21 protein-coding genes are annotated in these 20523 nt (G+C 69.3%); 15 read left to right on the top strand and 6 right to left on the bottom strand.

All coding sequences use genetic code 11. The features are described 5' to 3' along the window. Window positions 1–79 precede the first annotated feature (79 nt). The 3 genes from AB0I66_RS26440 to AB0I66_RS26430 all read right to left on the bottom strand — a co-directional run bounded on the left by AB0I66_RS26440 (window position 80) and on the right by AB0I66_RS26430 (window position 2898). On the bottom strand, window positions 80–934 hold the full coding sequence (locus AB0I66_RS26440) for a hypothetical protein (RefSeq protein ID WP_363210423.1): 855 nt from the start codon (window positions 932–934) through the stop codon (window positions 80–82). A 111-nt stretch (window positions 935–1045) separates the two neighbouring features. After that, entirely contained in the window at window positions 1046–1897 is an 852-nt protein-coding gene (locus tag AB0I66_RS26435) for an ABC transporter permease (RefSeq protein ID WP_363210422.1), read from the bottom strand. After that, complete coding sequence (locus tag AB0I66_RS26430; RefSeq protein ID WP_363210421.1) at window positions 1894–2898, bottom strand: ATP-binding cassette domain-containing protein; 1005 nt, start codon at window positions 2896–2898, stop codon at window positions 1894–1896. The genes AB0I66_RS26435 and AB0I66_RS26430 overlap by 4 nt, the downstream gene beginning before the upstream one ends. 195 nt (window positions 2899–3093) lie before the next feature. On the opposite strand from AB0I66_RS26430, the gene AB0I66_RS26425 reads away from it, so the two are divergent. Both AB0I66_RS26425 and AB0I66_RS26420 read left to right on the top strand, forming a co-directional pair. Continuing rightward, complete coding sequence (locus AB0I66_RS26425; RefSeq protein ID WP_363210420.1) at window positions 3094–3537, top strand: SH3 domain-containing protein; 444 nt, start codon at window positions 3094–3096, stop codon at window positions 3535–3537. A 108-nt stretch (window positions 3538–3645) separates the two neighbouring features. Beyond that, window positions 3646–4038, top strand: a complete 393-nt coding sequence (locus AB0I66_RS26420; RefSeq protein WP_363210419.1) for a hypothetical protein — start codon at window positions 3646–3648, stop codon at window positions 4036–4038. Between the two features lie 114 nt (window positions 4039–4152). Here the strand turns inward: AB0I66_RS26420 and snpA are convergent, their stop codons facing one another. Then, on the bottom strand, window positions 4153–4818 hold the full coding sequence (gene snpA, locus AB0I66_RS26415; protein WP_363210418.1) for a snapalysin: 666 nt from the start codon (window positions 4816–4818) through the stop codon (window positions 4153–4155). 220 nt (window positions 4819–5038) lie between these two features. On the opposite strand from snpA, the gene AB0I66_RS26410 reads away from it, so the two are divergent. Both AB0I66_RS26410 and AB0I66_RS26405 read left to right on the top strand, forming a co-directional pair. After that, window positions 5039–5977, top strand: a complete 939-nt coding sequence (locus tag AB0I66_RS26410; protein ID WP_363210417.1) for a LysR family transcriptional regulator — start codon at window positions 5039–5041, stop codon at window positions 5975–5977. A gap of 251 nt (window positions 5978–6228) precedes the next feature. Beyond that, window positions 6229–7374 carry a hypothetical protein gene (locus AB0I66_RS26405; RefSeq protein ID WP_363210416.1) on the top strand — a complete coding sequence of 382 codons (1146 nt, stop codon included), beginning with the start codon at window positions 6229–6231 and terminating at the stop codon, window positions 7372–7374. A 96-nt stretch (window positions 7375–7470) separates the two neighbouring features. Here AB0I66_RS26405 and AB0I66_RS26400 read toward each other — a convergent pair whose 3' ends face one another. Continuing rightward, window positions 7471–9561 (bottom strand): PhoX family phosphatase, encoded by a 2091-nt coding sequence (locus AB0I66_RS26400; protein ID WP_363210415.1) that lies wholly within the window; start codon window positions 9559–9561, stop codon window positions 7471–7473. Window positions 9562–10132: 571 nt separating this feature from the next. Between AB0I66_RS26400 and AB0I66_RS26395 the strand changes: the two genes are divergently transcribed. The 9 genes from AB0I66_RS26395 to AB0I66_RS26355 all read left to right on the top strand — a co-directional run bounded on the left by AB0I66_RS26395 (window position 10133) and on the right by AB0I66_RS26355 (window position 18237). Further along, window positions 10133–11566, top strand: a complete 1434-nt coding sequence (locus AB0I66_RS26395; RefSeq protein ID WP_363210414.1) for a VWA domain-containing protein — start codon at window positions 10133–10135, stop codon at window positions 11564–11566. Between the two features lie 118 nt (window positions 11567–11684). Continuing rightward, window positions 11685–13319 carry a methionine--tRNA ligase gene (gene metG, locus AB0I66_RS26390; RefSeq protein ID WP_363210413.1) on the top strand — a complete coding sequence of 545 codons (1635 nt, stop codon included), beginning with the start codon at window positions 11685–11687 and terminating at the stop codon, window positions 13317–13319. A gap of 275 nt (window positions 13320–13594) precedes the next feature. Next, entirely contained in the window at window positions 13595–14017 is a 423-nt protein-coding gene (locus tag AB0I66_RS26385; RefSeq protein ID WP_363210412.1) for a WXG100 family type VII secretion target, read from the top strand. A gap of 55 nt (window positions 14018–14072) precedes the next feature. Continuing rightward, window positions 14073–14387: a WXG100 family type VII secretion target gene (locus tag AB0I66_RS26380; RefSeq protein ID WP_363210411.1), complete on the top strand. Its 315-nt coding sequence runs from the start codon at window positions 14073–14075 to the stop codon at window positions 14385–14387. Beyond that, window positions 14387–16129 (top strand): RNase A-like domain-containing protein, encoded by a 1743-nt coding sequence (locus AB0I66_RS26375; RefSeq protein ID WP_363210410.1) that lies wholly within the window; start codon window positions 14387–14389, stop codon window positions 16127–16129. Before AB0I66_RS26380 ends, AB0I66_RS26375 begins: the two co-directional genes overlap by 1 nt. A gap of 19 nt (window positions 16130–16148) precedes the next feature. Next, window positions 16149–16727: a hypothetical protein gene (locus tag AB0I66_RS26370; RefSeq protein WP_363210409.1), complete on the top strand. Its 579-nt coding sequence runs from the start codon at window positions 16149–16151 to the stop codon at window positions 16725–16727. A gap of 57 nt (window positions 16728–16784) precedes the next feature. Further along, window positions 16785–17084 (top strand): RNase A-like domain-containing protein, encoded by a 300-nt coding sequence (locus AB0I66_RS26365; protein ID WP_363210408.1) that lies wholly within the window; start codon window positions 16785–16787, stop codon window positions 17082–17084. Between the two features lie 13 nt (window positions 17085–17097). Continuing rightward, entirely contained in the window at window positions 17098–17754 is a 657-nt protein-coding gene (locus AB0I66_RS26360) for a contact-dependent growth inhibition system immunity protein (RefSeq protein WP_363210407.1), read from the top strand. 297 nt (window positions 17755–18051) lie between these two features. Then, window positions 18052–18237: a hypothetical protein gene (locus AB0I66_RS26355; protein WP_363210406.1), complete on the top strand. Its 186-nt coding sequence runs from the start codon at window positions 18052–18054 to the stop codon at window positions 18235–18237. Window positions 18238–18398: 161 nt separating this feature from the next. Here AB0I66_RS26355 and AB0I66_RS26350 read toward each other — a convergent pair whose 3' ends face one another. Further along, window positions 18399–19028, bottom strand: coding sequence for a TetR/AcrR family transcriptional regulator (locus AB0I66_RS26350; RefSeq protein ID WP_363210405.1), 630 nt, complete (start codon window positions 19026–19028; stop codon window positions 18399–18401). Window positions 19029–19131: 103 nt separating this feature from the next. Here AB0I66_RS26350 and AB0I66_RS26345 point away from each other — a divergent pair, with 103 nt between their 5' ends. Next, a complete protein-coding gene (locus tag AB0I66_RS26345; RefSeq protein WP_363210404.1) occupies window positions 19132–20031 on the top strand; it encodes an NAD(P)-binding domain-containing protein in 900 nt (299 codons plus the stop codon). A gap of 27 nt (window positions 20032–20058) precedes the next feature. Beyond that, window positions 20059–20499 (top strand): hypothetical protein, encoded by a 441-nt coding sequence (locus tag AB0I66_RS26340; RefSeq protein WP_363210403.1) that lies wholly within the window; start codon window positions 20059–20061, stop codon window positions 20497–20499. The last annotated feature ends 24 nt before the right edge of the window (window positions 20500–20523 follow it).

The raw sequence follows: 20523 nt of genomic DNA, 5'->3' as shown, positions 1-20523 counted from the left end.
TTGAGGGTTGCATTCCCCCACCCCGCCCCTTCCCGAAACCATGGGGCTCCGCCCCCTGGGCCCCCGAAAAAAGATGTCCTCAATCGCCGGACGGGCTGGACCTGCCAGCTGACCCCCGGCGCCGGAGCAGCCACGCGGCAAGCGCAACGCACAGCCCCGCCCCCAGAATCACCCACCCCGCCACGCTCAGCGAATGCGTCAACGCGTCGTAGACCGCCTCCGCGGCAGGGCGGGAGACGTCCTTCGGGAGGTCGTCCAGGGTCAGGCCCCGGCCCACCATGACCGCCACGGCGAGCGCCGCCCCGGCCAGCGCGGCGCCCAGCGCCGTGCGGATGATCGCGCGGCGGCGGTGGACCGCCAGGTAGATGCCGGCCACGGCGAGGAGCACCGCCGCCGCCGGGAGCCAGAGGCCCGCCATCTGGAGCATGTGGAATCCCTTCCCGAAGGGGCCGAGGTCCGAGGACTCCATGAGCGTCACCTCGGTGTGCGTGACGGGGATGCTGTCGGCGAACGGCACGCCGTCGGCGTCCAGTTGGCGCTTGATCTGCTCTGTGATCGGCGCGAGGTCGATGGTGACGGCGCCGCCGTCCGACTGGTCGCTGAGCGCGCGCTGCACGGCGTCGTGCGCGGCACGGTTCGCCGCGTCCCAGGCCGTCCTGAAGGCCTTCGTCCCGGTGAAGGACCGCACCGCGTCCTCGAGGAACGACTCGACGGTGCCCTGCAGCGGGCCCACGTCGATCTGTTGCGTCACCGAGTCCGTGACCGCCGCGGCCACCGCGTCGCGCACGTCGGGGTCGGAGGCGAGCGGCGCCATCGTGGCGACGTACCGATCGGCGTCCTCGATCTCGTACTTCGCCCAGGTGGAGAGCGCGCCGAGGGGGACGAGGAGGACCGCGAGGACGAGGAGGACGGCGGACAGCGGGCGTCTGAACACGCACCCAAGCAGAAGTCCCGGTCACGCGGGGCGCGACCGGGACACCTGCATACGGGGCAAGAACTTCCCACTTGCGGTTTAGGAACTTCCCACTTGCGGTTCAGGAACTTCCTACTTGCGGTTGTAGAGCCGCATCGTCACCGGGCCGAACACCGCCACGAGCAGCACCACCCAGCCCAGCGCCCACACGAGCGACGAGCCCGGCGCCGTGCCCGCCATCAGGTCGCGGACCGCCGACGCGAGGTGCGTGATGGGGTTGTTGTTGACGAAGGCCTGCAGCCAGCCCGGCATCGTCTCGGGCTTCACGAAGATGTCGCTGAGGAACGTCAGCGGGAAGATCACCATCATGCTGACGCCCATCACGGACTTCTCGGTGCGCAGCAGGAGACCGAACATCGTCCACACCCACGAGAAGGCGAACGAGAAGACGAGCAGCAGCAGGACGCCGCCCACCACGCCGAGGACGCCGCCGTCCGGCCGGAAGCCCAGGATGATGCCGACGGTGAGCATGACGACGGACGCGATCGCGTAGCGCAGGGCGTCGCCCAGGAGGTAGCCGACCATCACCGACGGGCGCCAGATCGGCAGCGTGCGGAAGCGGTCGAAGACGCCCTTCTCGATGTCGGTGTTCACCGAGATGCCCGTGTACATCGTGATCATGACGACGGACATCACGAGGATGCCGGGCAGCAGGTACTGGATGTACACGCTCGGCGATCCGGCGAGCGCGCCCCCGAAGAGGTACGTGTACATCAGCACCATCATGATCGGGAACGCCGTCACGTCGAAGAGCTGCTCCGGCACATGCTTGATCTTCAGCATGGCCCGCCAGCCGAACGTGAGGGACGCGGAGAGCGCGCTCGGACGCCGCGGCCGGTCACCGGAGACGAGCAGTTCGGCGAGGGACTCGGTGCTGACGGGCGCCAGGTCCTGGGCCTCGGATGTGGTGGTCGCGGTGCTCATGCCTGTGCCTCTTTCTCTTTCTCCGCCATGTCCGTCGCGTGATGGGGGGTGCCGGTGAGGGCGAGGAACACCTCGTCCAGGCTGGGCTGGCCGAGGGAGAAGTTGTCCACGACGATGCCCGCGCGGGCCAGTTCGGCCAGGGCGCGGGATGCCTTCTCCGCGGCGTCCGAGCCGTTCGTCCCGCCGTTGCCGACGCGGGCGGTGAGGGCCACCGGGTCGGGTTCGAGCTGGACCTCGGCGTCGAGTGCGGCGCGCAGCGCACGCGCCGCCTCCTCGCGCTGGTCGGCGTCCCGGAGCCGTACGTGCACCGAACCGGCGCCGACCGAAGCCTTCAGCTCGCCCTTGGTGCCCTCGGCGATGACCTTGCCGTCGTCGATGACGGCGATGCGGGACGCGAGGTGATCGGCCTCGTCCAGATACTGCGTGGTGAGCAGGACCGTCGTGCCGTGTGCGACGACCGCCCTGACGATGTCCCAGACCTGGTTGCGGCTGCGGGGGTCGAGGCCCGTCGTCGGCTCGTCGAGGAAGAGCAGGTCGGGGGTGTTGAGGATGGACGCCGCGATGTCGATGCGGCGGCGCATGCCGCCGGAGTAGTTCTTCACCTGGCGGGCGGCCGCGTCGGTCAGCCCGAACGCCTCCAGGAGCTGCGCCGCCCTGCCGTACGCCGCCTTCTTGCCGTGGCCGGTGAGGCGGGCCAGGAGCACCAGGTTCTCGGTGCCGGTCAGGTCCTCGTCGACCGAGGCGTACTGCCCGGTGAGGCTGACCCTGCTGCGTACGGCGTCGGCCTCGCGCACGACGTCGTGGCCGAAGACGTGGGCGTCGCCGCCGTCCGGGCGCAGCAGGGTGGCGAGCATCTTCACGGTGGTGGTCTTGCCCGCGCCGTTCGGGCCGAGCAGACCGTAGACCGTGCCGGCCGGGATGGTGAGGTCCACGCCGTCGACGGCGCGGTTGTCACCGAAGGTCTTCACCAGGCCCGCGGTCTCGATGGCCACGCTGTTCATGTCGTACGCCCTCTCACGTCAGTACGTGTGGTCAGTACGTGTAGTACGTCTTGTTCCGTCACGAGGTCAGACCGTCCGCGCGGCGCAAACTCATCGTCCGGTGGAGCCTTAGCCCGAACGGGTGTTTGCTGGAGAGGGGAGAAGAGGGTGGGAAACGGGGGAAATCGGGGAAATTCCGGAAAGAGGAGGTCGATCATGCGGACCGCTCCGGCCCTGAGAACCACTCCGGCCGTCCTGGGAACTCTCGTCACCGCGCTCCTGACCGCGGGAGCGCTGTCCCTCGGAGGTGCCGCACCAGCATCCGCCACCGCGCCACCCACGCACAACGACCACGACGTGGTCTGGGGGACCATCGTCGCCCCCAAGGACCTGAAGATCCGGGACGCGCCCTCCACCAGCGCCTCGATCGTCGCGAAGCTCCCGGGCGAGAGCCAGGACCGCGTCGAGTGCCAGACCCGGGGTTCGAGCGTCTGGGGCAACTCGTACTGGTACTGGCTGGGCGGGGTGCGGGGCTGGGCGAGCGCCGCGTACGTCGACACCGGCGGAAAGCACGTGCCCAGCTGCGCCACCGCGGACCCGTGCCAGGAGTACAAGCCCTGCTGGAACACCTGCGAGGGCGGCTACAACCGCGACCACTGAGGCCGCCGAGTTGCCGGGCGGCGCCGGCGGGTGTGCCCTGGATGGTGGGGCGGGCGTGAAACGCGGGACCGGGGGCGACCGGGGGCGGAGGAGTCTGGAGGAACCGTCATGGCTCACGTGGCATCCACGCCATCCGTACCCCGCGTCCGCGGGGGCTCCCACGTCACCGGGATCGCACCGGTCGCGCTGGTCCTCGGCCTCGTCTACGGCGTCTGGGCGGCCCAGATCGCGCGGGACGCCGGCCCCATCACCACCGGCAACGTCATGCTCGGCGTGGTGGCCGGAATCGTCTTCGCCGCGGTCTTCATGGGCCTGTGGAAGGCCGCGCCCGGCCTGCCGCGCGAGCTGCGCGCGGCGGCCTGGGCCGCGTTCGCCGGAATCTCCTTCGGCTACATCTACAGCCTGACGGACGCGACGATCCTGCGGTCCGTGTTCATGGCGCTCGCGGTGACGGGCGGCGTGTTCGCCGCGGCGTTCTACCGCTACTACACGCGCGAATGACGGGACGCCCGTCATCCGTCAAGCACTGTGCCCACCGGCGTCGAGCGCGCCGATGGGCACAGTGGTCGTTCAGCAGGAGGTCAGGCAGGAGGTCAGGCAGGAGGTCCGCTCACCTCAGCCGACCTTCTCCATTCTGTCCAGCTTGTCCAGCGCCTTCGCGAGACCGTTGGCCCACAACTGGTCGACCTTGGCCCGCTCGTTCGCGTCCGGCTGCGAGTTGGTGCACGAAGTGCCCGGCCCGCCTCCTGACATCAGCTCGCTGCACGGCCCTTCGTAGTGGTCCGGCAGGCCGAGGACGTGACCCGTCTCGTGCGCGGTCACACGGGTCGAGTCGTACTGCTGGTTCTGCGCGTAGTCCAGGAAGATGTAGCCCTGGCCGTGGCCGTCCGTGCTCGCGTACGAACCGCGCGGGTCATTGCCCTCGCGGTACTCGAAGCTCGCACCGCCACTCCCCTCCTGGAGCTTCACGTTGGACACCGCGCCATTCCAGATGGAGGTGCTGCTGGCTATCTGCTGCGCGAAGGTCGGGGCACCGGAGGCGTCGTACACCACGGTGACCTGCTTCGCGCCCGGGTTGGCCGCGCGCTTCTCGGCGACCGACTTGAGGACGGCGTCGAAGAACGCCTTGTTGGCCGCGGCTTCCTCGCCGGACCCCGCGTAGTTGGCGTACGCGGAGGTGGCGGACGGCGCGGTGGGGGTCGCTGCCGTCGCGGACGTCGAGCCGAGACCGGCTGCCGCGAGGCCGATGACGGCCGCGACGGACAGGTAACGCTTGTTCATGTGGGGGGCTCCCTACTCGTTCGGTGAAAGGTGAACGGTTCGGTAACGGGAGTGTCAGGGAGCCAGGGGCCTCAGCGGATGATGGCAAGTGGCGATAGCACGGGGCTATCGCCCGCCGTCCGCCAACCTTCCGCGGGGTTGTACGCGTGCCCAACTCAGGTGGTTCCCGTGGGGTTTGTGAGTCTGGTGCGGCGCCCCTTACCGCTCTACGCTCACGGCCATGGAGCTAGAGGTGAGGCACCTCCGCGCGCTGTGCGCCATCGCCGACACCGGCAGCCTGCACAAGGCTGCGCGCCAACTCGGCATGAGTCAGCCCTCGTTGACGACGCAGCTGCGCCGCATCGAGCAGGAGATCGGCGGCCAGCTCTTCGCCCGCGAGCGCACCGGCTGCCGCCCGACCCCGCTCGGCCGCGTCGCCCTCAGCCGGGCCCGCCCCCTGGTCAGCGAGATGCGGGCGCTGGTCAGCGAGACGAAGGCGGCCGCCGCGCGCGCCACCGAGGGGCCGCAACTGCGCATCGGGTCCACCGCGAGCCGTGCCATACCGGGCTGGCTGCGGCGGCTACGGGTGCGCCTGCCCGCCACCGAGACCTCGCTCCAGATGGACGTCTCCGCCAACGCGCTGCTGCGCATGGTCGCGGGCGGGCAGCTCGACGTGGCCTTCGTGCACGAGGTGGAGGGGAGCCCGCTGCGAATGCCGGAGGGGCTGCGGTGGCGCGTACTGGTCGAGCGCGAGCCGCAGTTCGTCTTCCTGCCGGCCGACCATCCGGCGGCGGCACAGCCCGTCGTCCACCTCTCCGACCTCGCCGCCGACCGGTGGATGGTGGACCCGACGGTGGACGGCGAGTGGGACGGACTGCTCCGGGTGCTGCGGGCCGCCGGGCTCAACCCCCGTGTCCTGCACGGCGATTACCTCACCGCGTCCTCGCTCGTCGCCACCGGTGAGGTCGTCACGGTCTGCCAGCCGACCTCGCACGACAGACCCGACATGGCGGTCAGGCCGCTGTACGGCGATCCGCTCGGGGTGCGGCTGCTGGTGGCGGCGCGTACGGAGCAGGCGCTGGACGCGGTGTACGGGGATCTTGAGGCGTCGTACTGGGAGGCGGCACGCCAGTCGCCCGCTTACGGGGAGTGGCTCGACGGGCGGGCGAGGGCGGCGTGAGGGCTGCTCGTCGGATGCTCGTCGGATGCTCGTCGGCGGCGTGACGTAGGTCCCGGGGAACTGGTGACCTTCGGCCTGACCAGCCCTGACCTGGGCTTTTTCTTGTTTCACGGTCCCGCGTCACCTTGTGCGGCCGGTTGTTACGTTCCCTACGGATGACGCACACACAGCGCCCGTAGCTTCATGTCTGTCGCCGCCGCAAAGAGGCACAAAGACGGACAGTTCGACCGACCAGTCACAAGGGATCCGCTATGCGCGCCACCCGCCGTACCTTCCGCACCGCCGCCATCGCCACCGGAGCGATCGCCGCTCTCGCCGTCCCGACGACGGCAGCCTTCGCCGCCGACACTCCGCCGAACCCGCCGAACCCGCAGGGCCAGGTGGATCAGGACAAGTCCACGGACACGGACACGGACGCCGGCCAGGACACCGGCCAGGACACCGGCACGGATACGCCGGAGCCCGGCAGCTGGGAGTCGATGGGGACCACCGACCTCGGCAAGGGCTGGGCCGCGAAGGTCGACGTCAACGCGTCCGCACGCACCGCCAAGGCCGCGATCTCCCTCGACGGCGCCGCCAAGGGCTCGCTCACCGCGTACGAGAAGGCCGCGAGCACCACCATCGACGGCAACACCTTCACGCTGACGCCCGACGGCACGGTCACCGCGAAGCTCAAGGACACGACGGACAAGGACAAAGACAAGGACAAGCCCGTCCCCGGTGGCTGGGTCTCCAAGGGCACCACCGACCTCGGCAAGGGCTGGTCCGCGAAGGTCGACGTCAACGCGTCCGCACGCACCGCCAAAGCTGCCATCACCCTGCACGGCAAGGCCAAGGGCTCCCTGAAGGCGTACGTCGACCCGCAGATCACCAAGATCGACGGCAACACCTTCAAGCTCACCGCCGACGGCACCATCACCCGGACCGGAGCCACCCCGAAGCCGACCCCGCCGAAGCCCGTCCCCGGTGGCTGGGTCTCCAAGGGCACCACCGACCTCGGCAAGGGCTGGGCAGCGAAGGTCGACGTCAACGCGTCCGCACGCACCGCCAAGGCCGCCCTCACCCACAACGGCAAGGCCAAGGGCACCCTCAAGGCCTACATCAACCCGAGCACCACCAAGATCGACGGCAACACCTTCAAGCTCACCGCCGACGGCACCATCACCCGGACGGGAGCCAAGCAGACCCCGCCGAAGCCGCAGCCCAAGCCCCAGCCGCACACCCAGCAGAAGAACGGCACCTCTCAGGTCGTCCCGAAGGGCGGCGTCAAGGCCGGGGCCGACGGCATGTCCCCGGCAGGCGACAGCGCCCCGCTGATGGCGGCGGGCGGCGGCATGGCGGCGCTGGGCGCGGCCGGCCTGGGCTTCGCGCTGTACCGCCGCAAGCAGAACGACTGACGTCGCCCCGCGAGGGCGGCGACACGACGGAGGGGGGCACCCCGCAGGCGCGGGATGCCCCCCTCACGTACGTCCGGCGTCCGATGGAACCGCCGCTCAGACGCCGATGTCGCAGCCGTCCTTGCGCCACACGGAGACGACCGACGGCCGGACGATCTTGCCCGGCCCGTCGGGCCACGCGCTCGCGGGCTTCTCGACGGACGCGCCGTCGACCTCGCCCGGGTGCTGCACGGAGACGAGCACGCGGTTGTCCTGGATGATCGGGCCGCAGGTCTCCGCGCCGTTCGGCATGGTCAGGAACTGCTTGAGCTCACCGCGCCGCTCCCCCTTGGTCGCCACCCCGAACAGGCCGTCGTGCGAGCCGAGTTGGTTGCCGTCCGTCGAGAGCCACAGGTTGCCGTGCGGGTCGAAGGCGACGTTGTCCGGGCAGGAGATGGGGCTGACCTTCTCCTTCGGGAAGCCCGCGAAGTACGTGGCCGGGTCCTCGGGGTCGCCCGCGACGAGGAAGAGCGACCAGGCGAACGACGTCGCCTCGGCCCGGTTGCGGCGCTCGGTCAGCTCAAGGACCTGCCCGTGCTTGTTCAGGTTGCGCGGGTTGGCCTCGTCGGCACCGGCCTTGCCCGTCTTGCCGCGGTCGGAGTTGTTCGTGAGCGCGACATAGACCTTGCCGCTGTGCGGCGACGGCTCGACGTCCTCGGGACGGTCCATCTTCGTGGCGCCGACCTTGTCACCGGCCTGGCGCGTGAAGACGTACACCTCTTCGGCACTCATGCCGTCGACGTGCGAGACGGCGTGGCCCTTGGGGCCCGCGGTGGCGAGCGGGATCCAGACGCCGCTGCCGTCGAACTCACCGTCGGCGGGCAGCTTGCCGGTGCCGTCGATGTCGGCGGCCGGGGAGTCGCCGGTCAGCTTGGCGACGTACAGCGTGCCCTCGTCGAGGAGCGTGAGGTTGTGCTCGTGCGCGGCGCGTGAGGTGCCCTTGGCGACGCGCTTGCTGCTGACGAACTTGTAGAAGTAGTCGAACTTCTCGTCGTCGCCCATGTAGACCACCGGGCGGCCGTCGTGCGTGAGGCGCGGCTGCGCGGCCTCGTGCTTGAAGCGGCCGAGCGCGGTGCGCTTGCGCGGGGTCGAGTCCGGGTCGTACGGGTCGAGTTCGACGACCCAGCCGAAGCGGTTGGCCTCGTTGGGCTCCTTGGCGAGGTCGAAGCGGTCGTCGAAGCGCTCCCACTTCCGCTCGGAGGCGGCGCCGATGACGCCGTACCGCTTGAGACGCGCGGCGGCGGCCGGGTCCGTCACCTTCTCGGCGTTGGCGAAGTACTGGTTGAAGTTCTCCTCGCCGTGCAGGGTCGTGCCCCACGGGGTGGTGCCGCCCGCGCAGTTGTTGAGCGTGCCAAGGACCTTGGTGCCGCGCGGATCGGCCTTCGTACGGACGTACTCGCTGCCCGCGGCGGGGCCGGTGAGGCGGAACTCGCTGGTGGCGGTGAGGCGGCGGTTGAGCTGGTGGCGGCTGACGGCGGTCAGCTTGCCGCTCCTGCGCTCCTCCTCGACGACCACCACGGAGAGGCCGTGGGCGGCCCAGGCGATCTCGACCTGCTCGCGGGTGGGGTTGGCGGCGTCGTATCCCTTGAACATCAGGATCTCGTCGGTGTACTCGTGGTTGGCGACGAGGACCTGGCGGCCGCGCTCGCGGCGCAGCGGCAGGAGGCTGAGGAAGTCGTTGTTGTAGCCGAACTGTCCTGCCTGCGCCTTCGCGGTCTGCTTGTCCGGGTCGAAGGCCGGGGCGCCGCGGAGGATGGGCTCGCCCCAGCGGATGACGACGTTCTGGGCGTAGCCGTCCGGGATCGTCACGGAGTCGGCCTTGTTGGGTGCGACGGGCGTGAAGCGAAGACCGCGCGCCCCCTTTTTGCTTTTGTGCGACGCCGGTTTCTGGGGCACGGCGGCCGCCTCGGGGGCGGCGGGGCCCGCGACGACGGCGCTGCCCGCAGCGGTCGCCACGGTCACGACCGCGGCGGCGCGCATCACCGAGCGGCGGCTGAGCGCGCTCGCTATGACGTCGCCGACGTACTCGTTGTCGCTGGTGTTGGGCACCTCGTGGAAGCAGGCGTCACCACAACGGAACCGGCAGGTCAGGGCGGACCGGTTGCCGCTCCCCTGGTGCGAGGTGATGATCGGCAGCAGCTTGCGCACGGGTTCCTCCGTTGTGTGGCGTGGGTCTGTCGTGAGCCTGGCGTGTGCCTGGCGCGTGCCTGGCGCGTGCCAGGCGTGTGCCTGGCGTGTGCCTGGCGTGGCTTGATTCCGCCGTGACGCTAGGCGCGGAGGTCGGCAGGGCGACGGCCTGAGGGTGAACGGGAGGTGAACCGAGGGCGCACAGAGGGCAGTTGAGCTGCGGGTGCGGGGCGGTAGGCGGGCGCGGGTGACGCTTGGGCAACCCTCACCAAGATCGCCTGCCGCGACGGCTAACCTTACGTGTCCGCCCTGGCCAGGGGTTATCGGGAATCAACTCACGCGAAGGGGTGCACCCATGGGCATTCTGAGTGTCCTGCGGAACGCGTTCGGACGGTCTTCACGCAAGGGGGATCAGGCTCCGGAGCCTGAGGCGGTGGCTCCGGAGGCTTCGGAGTCCGCCGAGGCTCCGGCGGCTGCCGCTTCCGCTTCCGCTTCCGCCTCGGTGCCGGCGCCCTCGTCCGAGCGGGTGCCTCCGGCGTCCGAGCCGAAGGCGACGGTTCCGTCGCCTTCGTCCGAGCCTTCGCCTTCGGCGGTGGATGATCTCGTCGCGGCGGCGTTCGACCGGGACCGGGTGTCGGTTCCTTCGCCTTCGCCCGAGCCGGACCTGGCTCCTGAGCCTGCCGCCCCCGAGGCGGAGAGTGCTGCCCCGGAGGTGGCCCCCGAACCCGAGGCTGACGCCCCGGAGGCCAAGGACGTGACCCCCGAGGCCGTCGCCCCCGAGGCGGTGGAGCCGGAGGCGGAGCTTGCCGCCCCGGAGGTCGCCGCCGAGCCCGAGGTTGCCGCCCCGGAGGCCGAGAACGTGACCCCCGAGGTTGCCGCCCCCGAGGCAGTTGTCGCCGACGCCGCTGAATCGGAACCGTCAGTTGTGCCCACCCGTCCCGCCCAGCGGGACGAATGCCCACAACAGGCGACCCCCGCGGACACCGAGGCGGAGGCGGAGGACACCAAGGCTGCCGCCGCTGCCGAGCCCAAGACTGGGGCGAAGGATGCCACCGCCGCTGCCGTGGCTTCGCCCGAAGCAGAGGCCGAGGATGTGGACGCCGCCGCTGTGGGCAATCGTCCCGCTGGGCGGGACGGGTGGGCACAGCCCTCGACGCCGGGTGCCGATGAAGCGGCGCAAGTACAAGTGACCTCGGCGGAGCCGGAAGCCGCCGTGGCGGAGGAACCGCCGGCTGCCGAGGCCCCCGCGCAGCCCGAAGCCCCCCTCGCCGAGGAACCCGCGCAGCCCGAAACCCCGGCGGAGCCGGAGGCCCCCGTAGCCGAGGAACCGCCGGCTGCCGAAGCCCCCGCGCAGCCCGAAGCCCCCCTCGCCGAGGAACCCGCGCAACCCGAAGCCCTGGACCACCCCGCCCTCGCCACCGCCTACAAGGCCGCCGGTGCCGCGCTGGAAAAGCGGAAGCTCGGCGGCGTCCGCGCCCCCGTATACCTCGTACTGGACCGCTCCGGCTCCATGCGCTCGTACTACAAGGACGGCTCCGCCCAGAGCCTGGGCGAGCAGGTCCTCGCCCTGGCCGCGCACACGGACCCCGAGGCAACCGTGCACGTCGTCCTCTTCTCGACCGAGATCGACGGCACCGGCACCCTCACCCTCCCCGAGCACGAGGGCCGTATCGACGAGCTGCACGCGGCAGCGGGCCGCATGGGCCGCACGAGCTACCACGCCGCGATCGAAGAGGTCGTGTCCCACTACGAGAAGTCGAAGCACAAGGGCAGCCCCGCCCTCGTCGTCTTCCAGACGGACGGCCCCCCGGACGCGAAGGGCCCCGCCAACCAGGCCCTCGCGGACGCGGCCAAGCACCCCCTCTTCTTCCAGTTCGTCGCGTTCGGCGAGCACGAGGCGAAGGGCTTCGACTACCTCCGGAAGCTGAAGGCGGAGAACGCCGCCTTCTTCCACGCGGGCCCCACCCCCCGCGAGCTCACGGACGCGGAGCTGTACGAGGGCCTGCTGGCGGCCTGGCGCCCGTAACCCTCACAAGGGGACCCACGAGGTGGACCCACGAGGTGGACCCAGGGGATGGACCCCCTGGGTCCACCCCCTGGAATCGAGGTGAATCGCCCGCTCCGGGGCCGTTAGGATTTCGACCATGGCGGCCACTGGATCCGAGAAGCAGGGAGCGGGCGAGAACGCAAAGGCGTTCTACGTCTCGACCCCCATCTACTACGTAAACGACGCTCCTCACCTGGGCCACGCCTACACGACCGTTGCAGGGGACGTGCTCACGCGCTGGCACCGTCAGCGCGGCGAGAAGGTGTGGTACCTCACCGGCACGGACGAGCACGGTCAGAAGATCATGCGCACTGCCGAGGCGAACGACGTCACGCCCCAGGCGTGGTGCGACAAGCTCGTGGACGAGGCCTGGCGGCCTCTCTGGGAGCACCTGAACATCGCGAACGACGACTTCATCCGCACCACGGAGAGGCGTCACACGGACCGCGTCCAGGAGTTCGTCCAGGATCTCTACGAGAAGGGCGAGATCTACAAGGGCGGGTACGAAGGCCCGTACTGCGTGGGCTGCGAGGAGTACAAGCTCCCCGGCGATCTCATCGACGGCGCCGAGGACGGCGAGTTCGCGGGCCAGAAGCTCTGCCCGATCCACAAGAAGCCGGTGGAGCTCCTCAAGGAGGAGAACTACTTCTTCAAGCTGAGCGAGTACGGCCCGAGGCTCCTCGCCCACTATGAGGCGAACCCGGACTTCATCCAGCCCGAGTCGGCCCGCAACGAAGTCGTGAACTTCGTCAAGCAGGGCCTTCAGGACCTCTCCATCTCGCGCTCGACGTTCGACTGGGGCGTCAAGGTCCCGTGGGACGACAAGCACGTCATCTACGTCTGGGTCGACGCCCTCCTCAACTACGCGACGGCCGTCGGTTACGGCGCGGACGAAGAAAAGTTCAAGTCAACCTTCCCCGCCGACGTGCACCTGGTCGGCAAGGACATCCTCCGCTTCCACGCGGTCATCTGGCCCGCGATGCTGATGGCGCAGGGCCTCCCGCTGCCGGGCCGCATCGCGGCGAACGGCTGGCTGATGGTCGGCGGCGAGAAGATGTCGAAGTCGAACCTGACGGGCATCAAGCCGCAGGACCTCACCTCGCACTTCGGTGTCGACGCGTACCGCTGGTACTTCCTGCGCGCCATCGCGTTCGGCCAGGACGGCTCGTTCTCGTGGGAGGACTTCACCGCCCGCTACACGAGCGAACTCGCGAACGACTACGGAAACCTCGCCTCACGCGTGGCGGCCATGGTCGGCAAGTACTTCGGCGGCGCGCTGCCCGAGGCGACGGCGGTCGGCGCCGCTGAGCAGGCGGTCCAGGAAGGCCTGGCCAAGGCGGTCGCGACGGCCGACCTGAAGATCGGCGAGGAGCTGGACTTCCAGGCCGGCATCCTGGCGGTCTTCGCGTTCGTCAAGCAGGTCAACGGCTACATCACGGAGCAGGAGCCGTGGAAGGTGGCCAAGGACGAGTCCCCGGAGGGCAAGGCCCGCCTGGCGACGATCCTCTACACGGCGGCGGAGTCGCTGCGCGCGGTGGCCGTCCTCCTCAACTCCGTCATGCCGGAGACCTCGCAGAAACTGTGGGACTCGCTCGGCGCGGAGGCCACACTGGGCGCGCTCACGGAGCAGAAGGTCCAGGACGCGGGTACGTGGGGTCAGCTGCCGATCGGTTCGACGGTGACGAAGGGCGCGGTGCTTTTCCCCCGCCTGGAGGACAAACCGAGCGCGTAGCGGTACGCGGCGGATTGCAGAAAAGTCCCGGCAGCACACCGTGTCCTACGGCGTGCTGCCGGGACTTTCTCGCGACGTGGCACCGGGCTCCGGCAAGGGACCGAACCCCATCACGTAAGAGGCCCCTACAGAGGTCAGGCCGAGGTGCCATACCTGCCCGCCGGTTGCCCTCCCCGGACCCGAAGCCGGGCGTCGGCTTCGGAAGAGCGCGAGATTAGGATCATCGCGCAGGCACGGTTTGTCATGCCAAAGTCACGGAGGGGGAGGTGCGGAGTATGGGTGTACGTGAAGCAGGCGCGGGCCAAGAGAGCGGCGTCGATCTGAAGGTGTCGAGCAAGGACCTCACCAAACTGACCGAGGACCTCGACGCCATGCAGGACCATCTGGACAAGCAGGTCAGGCGGATGGACGCGATCGTCGACCGCATCGAAGCGGGTTGGCGAGGACCGGCGGCGACGGCATACCGCGAGTTCCACCGGGCGGCGGCCGAGGACGCCGTGCGCATCCGTGAAGTGATCCGGCATATCGAGCAGGCCGTACGCCTGAGCCGGGATGGCTTCACGGAACAGGAGCTGGACGTGATGGCCCAACTGCGGAGTATCCCGGTGGACATCGACAGCGAGGTCGACAAACTGTCGACACCTGGCCCGGAGACGGCCGGGCCCTCCCATCCGCGCAGCAGCCTCGACTCTTTCTGACGGCCTCTCCCGGGGTCCTGCCGCGACCACGACGACACCTACGAAACGGGGAACCATGCCGACCGGAAGTGCGGACGACGAGCACATAACCGTCGCCTTCGCCTCCCTCCACGACCTCGCCGGCGATCTGGAGGACATCCTCAAGAAGCTCAACGGCAGTCTGGACGACCTCCACGACCGGGTGGTGCCGGTCGTGTTGTCCTGGGAGGGGGAGACTCGCGAGGTCTTCGTCGACAAACTCGACGAGTGGGACCGCTCGGCCCAGGATCTTCAAGCCGCCCAGAAGTGGCTCCACGCGTGCGCGACCACGAGCCACATCAACTATGCGGCAGCGCACCAGGCCGTGCTGCGCGGCTGGGGGGCCGGCTGATGGGAACCCCATCGCCGGGCCAGAACGGGACCATCGACGTCAAGCCGAGCGACCTTCACCGCGTCTCCGGCGGTGTGGCGAGCCAGCAGACCGTGATGGACAGAGGCGCCAAGAGCTTGCTCGAAGACCTGCGTGAGTACCCGGACGCCGGCGGTTACGGGACATCGCCCCAGGCGTTCGCGACGTCGTACGTCAAGGTGGGCAACCGCTTCCTCGATGTATGGGCCAAGAGCATCGTCAGTATCGGGGGTGCGGCAGTCGGCTTCACGTCGACGGCCAATGCTTATGCGAAGGCGGAAGCGGCCAACGACCCCAAGGGGAAGGCGAAGCCGGTCGTCCAGCCATTGCCCAAGGTCATCGAGGAGCCGCCCGCCTACGGATCCGTGCCGAATCTCAAGTGGGGCGACAACGACGGCGGCGACGACTTCATCCGCCGAGTCCTCGAGTGGGTGCCCGAACCCGTCCGGGACGTGCTGAGGCCGGTGGTGAAGCACGCCTTCCGGATGGGCAAGGTCGCCGACGTCTACCCGTTTCCACAGCAGCACTACCTGAACTCACTGTCCAAGGCCTGGATGGCGACGACCGCCTCGCTCTCCATGGCGGAGAGCGGGCTGACCGGGAATGTCAGCAGCATCACTCAGCAGACCAACAGCGAGTGGCACGACGCGATGCGCCAGTTCTGCAGTTCGCTGTGGGGCACGACGACGTGGGGCACCAGCCGCGTGAACTACGAGTGGAAGCACGACAGCTCCTCCTCGCAGACCTCCACCCACCCCGTGATGACCGTGCTGTTCGACACGGCCAAGAAGGTCGGCGATCTCCTCTACGAATTCGCCGAGGCAGCCGTCTACCTCAATCGCGAGGTGTCGGACGTCTACGACGAGGCCGTACGCGAGGCCATCCCCAAGGTTGAGGTCAACCTCAAGGACGGCGTGGGCATGGACGACGTCACGGGGCTGGTCAAAGGCGTGGTCAAGGGTGTCGCCAAGGGCGCGGGCCAGTTGAGCCAGGGCATCGTTTTGAACATGGACACCGGCAAGTTGAACGCGATCGTCACCACGTACAACCAACGGGTCGACGCGCTCGTTCCGCGACTCGACGCCCTCATGGCCCCGTTGGACGAAGCGCACCTGAGCGCTCCAAAATTCAAGGCCCAGGAGGCACGTGCGCACGGCTTCGGCATGCGGGCCCTGGACGAGTTCAAACACGAGCAGCGCTGGACTGAAGCCGGCTCCCACGGCAATCACGCCTTCGACCTGGCGAGCAACGAGTATCTGGGGGGTGGCCACACGCTGGACAAACACGTCGGCAAGACCGACGAGCAGCTCGCCCAACGCCTGCGTGACCAGGCCCAAGATCACAACAACTGGCCGGAGCAGCGCAGGCCCACGATCGGCGGCTCGTCGTCCTTCACGGACATGGCCAGCGCCCAGCGACTGACGGAGCACAACCTGCGGGCCAAGCAGTCCGAGATCAACGCGTGGCTGGCCTCCAATCCTCCGGAGGGCAAGACGGAGGCGTTCACGAGCCCGGCCCCCAACAACGAGGTCAGCGGCACGTACGTGGGTAAACAGCCCACCCCCGATCCGAATGACCCGACCAAGAACCTCCCGGGGACCGGGTACAAGGACCACGGACTCGACGCGAAGGCGGTCGAGGTCAAGAACGTGAAAACGATCGTGAAGTACGATTCCAGGCTCGATCCGCCCTACGTGATCTACACCTCCATGCCCGCCCCGTGACCGACCGACCGGAAGACGAATGCACCCCACCGACAGCGCTGACAGCACTGCCTGGGACGCCGCGCTGGAGCGGCTCCTCGACGACGTGTACACCTTCGCGATGATCGGGCCCCGGCGGCACGACGACTGGGCGCGGGACGTCCTGGCCGTCATGAGCCGGTCGGTCACCGACCCGCAGGGTCGGCGGACGCTGGAGTGGCAGATCGACAAGGAGGGACGTGAGAACATCCGTCCTTCCTATCCCTTCCTGCCGCTCACAGCCGAGCAGGTGCACGCGTGGACGTATCCCGTCACGGCCTGTGCCGCCGCTGATCTGCTCGCCTCTCTGACCCAAGAGTGGTTCTTCGAGACCCGCCCCGTCCGGACGCGGGCAGACAGGGACGATGTGCTGGCCGACGCCCGGACGGTGCTCGGCCGGTTCGGTGCCGACGCCGTCTTCCGTACCTCTTCCGGCCTGGCCCGGACCACCGCCTCGCCGGATTTCCTCGTCAGCGAACTCGCCGGCGGCCGGGCCTTCACCGACTACATGATGGACCTCGGACTGATCGCCGTGACCGCGGACGAGGTCGGGGTCTTCTGGTCGTTCAACGCAAACTGAGAGATACGCAGAGGGACCGGGAATCAACCGTGCCCGGTGTTTTGGAGGAAGGTGACCATGCTGACGCGATCCGCGACGTACCCCGACCGGGAGACCGCCCACTGGGCCACGCAGCAGGTGGTGACCGCCAACGAACAGGTCATCCACCGCTGGCTCGCCCAGGGAACCCGGGCCCGCCTCACCCTCGAGGCCGCCTGGCCCTCCCGCGAGGAGCCCGTGGGCCGGGTTCAGCTGAAGGGCGACCTGCTGGCCGGGCGGGGGCCTGTCGACGTCCGCGCGGCGCGCGTGGTGCTGCGCCGCGAGCCGTCGAGTCCACACGGCTTCGTCGTCCGCACGACCGTCCCGTTCTACCTGTAGGGGCCGCACGCACATGTCCATGAAGCCCCTCGAACATGACCGCCGTTACGGTGAGCTGGATCAGGTGATGCGCGCATACCTGGGGCAGTCTGCCGACGACACCCCGGAACGGCGCAGCCGCGCGCTGGACGCGTATCTCCGTCACACCTGGCACACTCGCCCCTGGGCCATCGCGGAGGCGGAGCGCCAGCTGCGCGAGTACAGCCGCAACCCACCGGGCCGCATCCGGCACAGGCTCGGCGAGTTCTACGCGACCCCGGACACCGGGATCGCCGAGTCGGCGATCGGCGACTGGCTGACGATGCTGGCCGACCATCTGAAGAAGAGCGTCGATGAGGGCGACGTCCCGGAACCGTCGTTCCCGCAGACTCACTGGGAGTGGCACGCACGCTTCCCGGAAACCGCGCAACTGCTCGGCGGCTGGTTCTCGCAGGACATCGTCGACGAGTTCCCTGACCACGACGCCGCTGTCGCCGACTACGCAGCCACCACCGAGACTCAACTGACCGCACGCCTTGTGGGCGAACTCCACGAGTTGCTCGCCCTCTCCCTTGACGAGGGGGACTACGCCTTGGCAGCCGCCGAACTCGGCATGGAGGTCGGCCCGCCCGAGCCGTTCTCCTACGGCGCCTGGTTCCAGTCCGTGGCGACCACGCTGGCCGACGGCTGATCCGGGCTTGTGGACCACCCACCATCAGTGCACGAAGCCCCAGGTCAGCGATCCGGGGAAAGAACGCGCCTGGAGGAGCCGAAGCAGTCGTCGTAGGCGGTCCTAGGCAGTCGTAATCGGCTGAACTGTCCGGCTATGACCGCCGGACTTGAACTGACCCGCGGGGGCTCGTGATTCAGGTCACGGGCCCCCGCTTCTTGCCCAACTTGGCTGGATCATGCGGGTCTCATAGCGATACCGATCACATTCGACCAGAACTCACGCCGTCTTCACATCTTCGTACGTACGCTTCACTGTATGACCACGACTCCCGACACCCCCGACCGGCCGCGCCCCGCGGCCGAGGTGAACGAGGAGATACGCGCGCTCTGGCTGCGGACGGGCGGATATCTTCGTCCCGAACAACACCTTGAGTACGAGAAGCTCGTGGCGGAGTGGGCCGAGGCGACAGCCGCGTCGGCCTCGCACTCACCGGCCGTCTGAGCGGACAGCACGCTCCGGCCGCGACGCGATTCAACAACTGAGCGGTCTCTCATGAGCCACTGCCGACGCGTTCCAACAACAGCGAACCAGCAGTAGCGGGGGCAACAGCCGGCAGCAGCGCCCGTGGCGCACATCTCCCGGCCGCCCGCCCGCCACGCGAGCTAGCGTCCCACGGCCCCCGCACGCTCCCCCTCGCCCTGTACCCCGTACGACCCCACGAGGCGCGCCAGTTGGCGCCCTGCGGCCCGTAGCGGCTCCTCGCTGCGGTTGACCTGGGCGGTCACCTCCGCGCCCTCCAGGGCGCTGATCACGGTGGTCGCGAGGTCCCGTGCGTCCGGCGCGGCGAAGCCCGAGCCGAGCAGCTTCTCCTCGACCAGGCGCTCCCAACTCCCCAGCGCGGCCGCGCACACCCGCTGGATCTCCGAGTCCGTGCCCAACGTCTCCAGGGCGGCGGCGGTGACGGGACAGCCGTCGACCCAGCCCGACTCCCGCAGCCCCACGGCGAGTTCCCCCGCGCAGGCCTCGATCGCGGCCCCCGGGTCGTCGGCCGTGGCGAGCGCGGCGCGCAGCATGTCGGCGAACTCCTCGCCGCTGTAGGTGATCGCGGCCACCGCGACGGCTTCCTTGCCGCCGGGAAAGAAGTGGTAGACGGAGCCGAGCGTGGCCTCCGCGTCCTTCGCGATCTGCTTGATGCCGGTGCCGACGTACCCCTGGCGCTGGAGGAGGCGTGCGGCGGCGACGACGATGCGGTCGCGGGTGCCGGTGGTCGCGGCTGCGCTGGTCTTGGCCATGCGGTCACTTTACCTTGAGCCTAATTAGAGCGTTCGTTCCAGAGCCGTGCTACGTTGTGCCGACGCTCTAGATAGAGCGCTCGTTCTAGACGTGGAGGCACTCATGAACGCCACCCCTGCGGCTCCTGCAACCCCTCTCACCCTCATCGGTCTCGGCCCCATGGGCCACGCGATGGCCCTGGCGCTGCTCGACAAGGGCCACCAGGTCACCCTCTGGAACCGCACGGCGTCCCGCGCGGACGACTTGGTGCAGCGCGGGGCGGTCCTCGCCGCCACCCCCGAAGAGGCGGTTGCCGCCAACAAGTTGGTGATCCTGAGCCTCACGGACTACGACGCGGTGTACCGCGTACTGGAACCGGCGGCGGGCGTGCTCTCCGGCCGGGTCATCGTCAACCTCAGCTCGGACACCCCGAAGAAGGCCCGCGAGGCGGCGAGCTGGGCCGCGGGCCACGGCGCCACGCACCTCACGGGCGGCGTGCTCACCCCGCCCTCCGGCATCGGGACCCCCGACGCGTCCACCTTCTACAGCGGCCCGCGGGAGGCGTACGACAAGCACCGGTCGACTCTTGAGGTGCTGACGGGCGAGACGGACTACCGGGGCGAGGACCCGGGGCTCGCGGCGCTGATGTACCAGCTCAACATGGTCATCTTCTGGACGAGCGTGTCCAGTTACTGGTACGCGGTCGCCCTCGCCAAGGCCAACGGCCTCTCGGCGGCGGACATCCTCCCGTACGCCTCGCAGAACATGACCGGGATGCCGGACTTCCTGTCCTTCTACTCGTCGCGCATCGACGCGGGCAACCACGACGGCGACGTGGACCGCCTGGCCATGGGCCTCGCGAGCATGGAGCACGTGGTGGACACCCACACCGACTCCGGGGTGGACGCGGCCCTCCCGTCGGCGGTCGCGGACCTGTTCCGCCGCGGAATGGAGGCAGGCCACGCGAAGGACAGCTTCTCCAGCATCGTGGAACTCTTGGGCCAGGAGACCCCCACGAACTGATGCGGCGCCACGCCGCCGAGGAGCCCGGTGTTCACCCAAGGAGTGACCGTCACCGCCGTCGACGCGCGATGCGGGGACTGCGGTGGCGTAGTGACGCGCGACCTCGGCCAGTTCATCGACGACGGCCGCCTGTGGTGGGCCGACGACAGCACGTGCGCCTCCTGCTCCTCCGCGTGGTGCGAGCAGGACACAGGGGGCCCGACCCCCGCGTACATCCGGCTCGCCCTGCTCGACCGGCACGGGCCCGCCCGGCTCCGCCTCGCGGACACCGTGCCGAGCCTCACCCCGGTGCTGCGCGTCCTGCGCGAGGTGCTGCAACTGCCCCTGGGCCAGGCACGTGCGATGGCCGACGAACTCCGGGACGCCGGGCTCGTCGGCACTCTCGTCGAGATGGAACTGATCGCGGCCGGCCTCCGCGGCCGGGCCATCGCGACGACGATCGACGGCCCGCACACGCGGACCGGCTGACCCGGCGCGTCGGTACGTCGGTAC

Source organism: Streptomyces sp. NPDC050439 (genome assembly GCF_040655335.1).
Classification (GTDB): Bacteria; Actinomycetota; Actinomycetes; order Streptomycetales; family Streptomycetaceae; genus Streptomyces.
The sequence above is the reverse complement of the archived record's forward strand: the minus strand, read 5'-3'. Positions and strand labels throughout refer to the sequence as shown.

Excerpts from the sequence above, each read along its gene's own strand:
- AB0I66_RS26435 (WP_363210422.1), bottom strand. The coding sequence starts at position 1,897 with ATGAGCACCGCGACCACCACATCCGAGGCCCAGGACCTGGCGCCCGTC.
- AB0I66_RS26430 (WP_363210421.1), bottom strand. The coding sequence starts at position 2,898 with ATGAACAGCGTGGCCATCGAGACCGCGGGCCTGGTGAAGACCTTCGGT.
- AB0I66_RS26425 (WP_363210420.1), top strand. The coding sequence starts at position 3,094 with ATGCGGACCGCTCCGGCCCTGAGAACCACTCCGGCCGTCCTGGGAACT.
- AB0I66_RS26420 (WP_363210419.1), top strand. The coding sequence starts at position 3,646 with ATGGCTCACGTGGCATCCACGCCATCCGTACCCCGCGTCCGCGGGGGC.
- snpA (WP_363210418.1), bottom strand. The coding sequence starts at position 4,818 with ATGAACAAGCGTTACCTGTCCGTCGCGGCCGTCATCGGCCTCGCGGCA.
- AB0I66_RS26410 (WP_363210417.1), top strand. The coding sequence starts at position 5,039 with ATGGAGCTAGAGGTGAGGCACCTCCGCGCGCTGTGCGCCATCGCCGAC.
- AB0I66_RS26405 (WP_363210416.1), top strand. The coding sequence starts at position 6,229 with ATGCGCGCCACCCGCCGTACCTTCCGCACCGCCGCCATCGCCACCGGA.
- metG (WP_363210413.1), top strand. The coding sequence starts at position 11,685 with ATGGCGGCCACTGGATCCGAGAAGCAGGGAGCGGGCGAGAACGCAAAG.
- AB0I66_RS26385 (WP_363210412.1), top strand. The coding sequence starts at position 13,595 with ATGGGTGTACGTGAAGCAGGCGCGGGCCAAGAGAGCGGCGTCGATCTG.
- AB0I66_RS26380 (WP_363210411.1), top strand. The coding sequence starts at position 14,073 with ATGCCGACCGGAAGTGCGGACGACGAGCACATAACCGTCGCCTTCGCC.
- AB0I66_RS26375 (WP_363210410.1), top strand. The coding sequence starts at position 14,387 with ATGGGAACCCCATCGCCGGGCCAGAACGGGACCATCGACGTCAAGCCG.
- AB0I66_RS26370 (WP_363210409.1), top strand. The coding sequence starts at position 16,149 with ATGCACCCCACCGACAGCGCTGACAGCACTGCCTGGGACGCCGCGCTG.
- AB0I66_RS26365 (WP_363210408.1), top strand. The coding sequence starts at position 16,785 with ATGCTGACGCGATCCGCGACGTACCCCGACCGGGAGACCGCCCACTGG.
- AB0I66_RS26360 (WP_363210407.1), top strand. The coding sequence starts at position 17,098 with ATGTCCATGAAGCCCCTCGAACATGACCGCCGTTACGGTGAGCTGGAT.
- AB0I66_RS26355 (WP_363210406.1), top strand. The coding sequence starts at position 18,052 with ATGACCACGACTCCCGACACCCCCGACCGGCCGCGCCCCGCGGCCGAG.
- AB0I66_RS26350 (WP_363210405.1), bottom strand. The coding sequence starts at position 19,028 with ATGGCCAAGACCAGCGCAGCCGCGACCACCGGCACCCGCGACCGCATC.
- AB0I66_RS26345 (WP_363210404.1), top strand. The coding sequence starts at position 19,132 with ATGAACGCCACCCCTGCGGCTCCTGCAACCCCTCTCACCCTCATCGGT.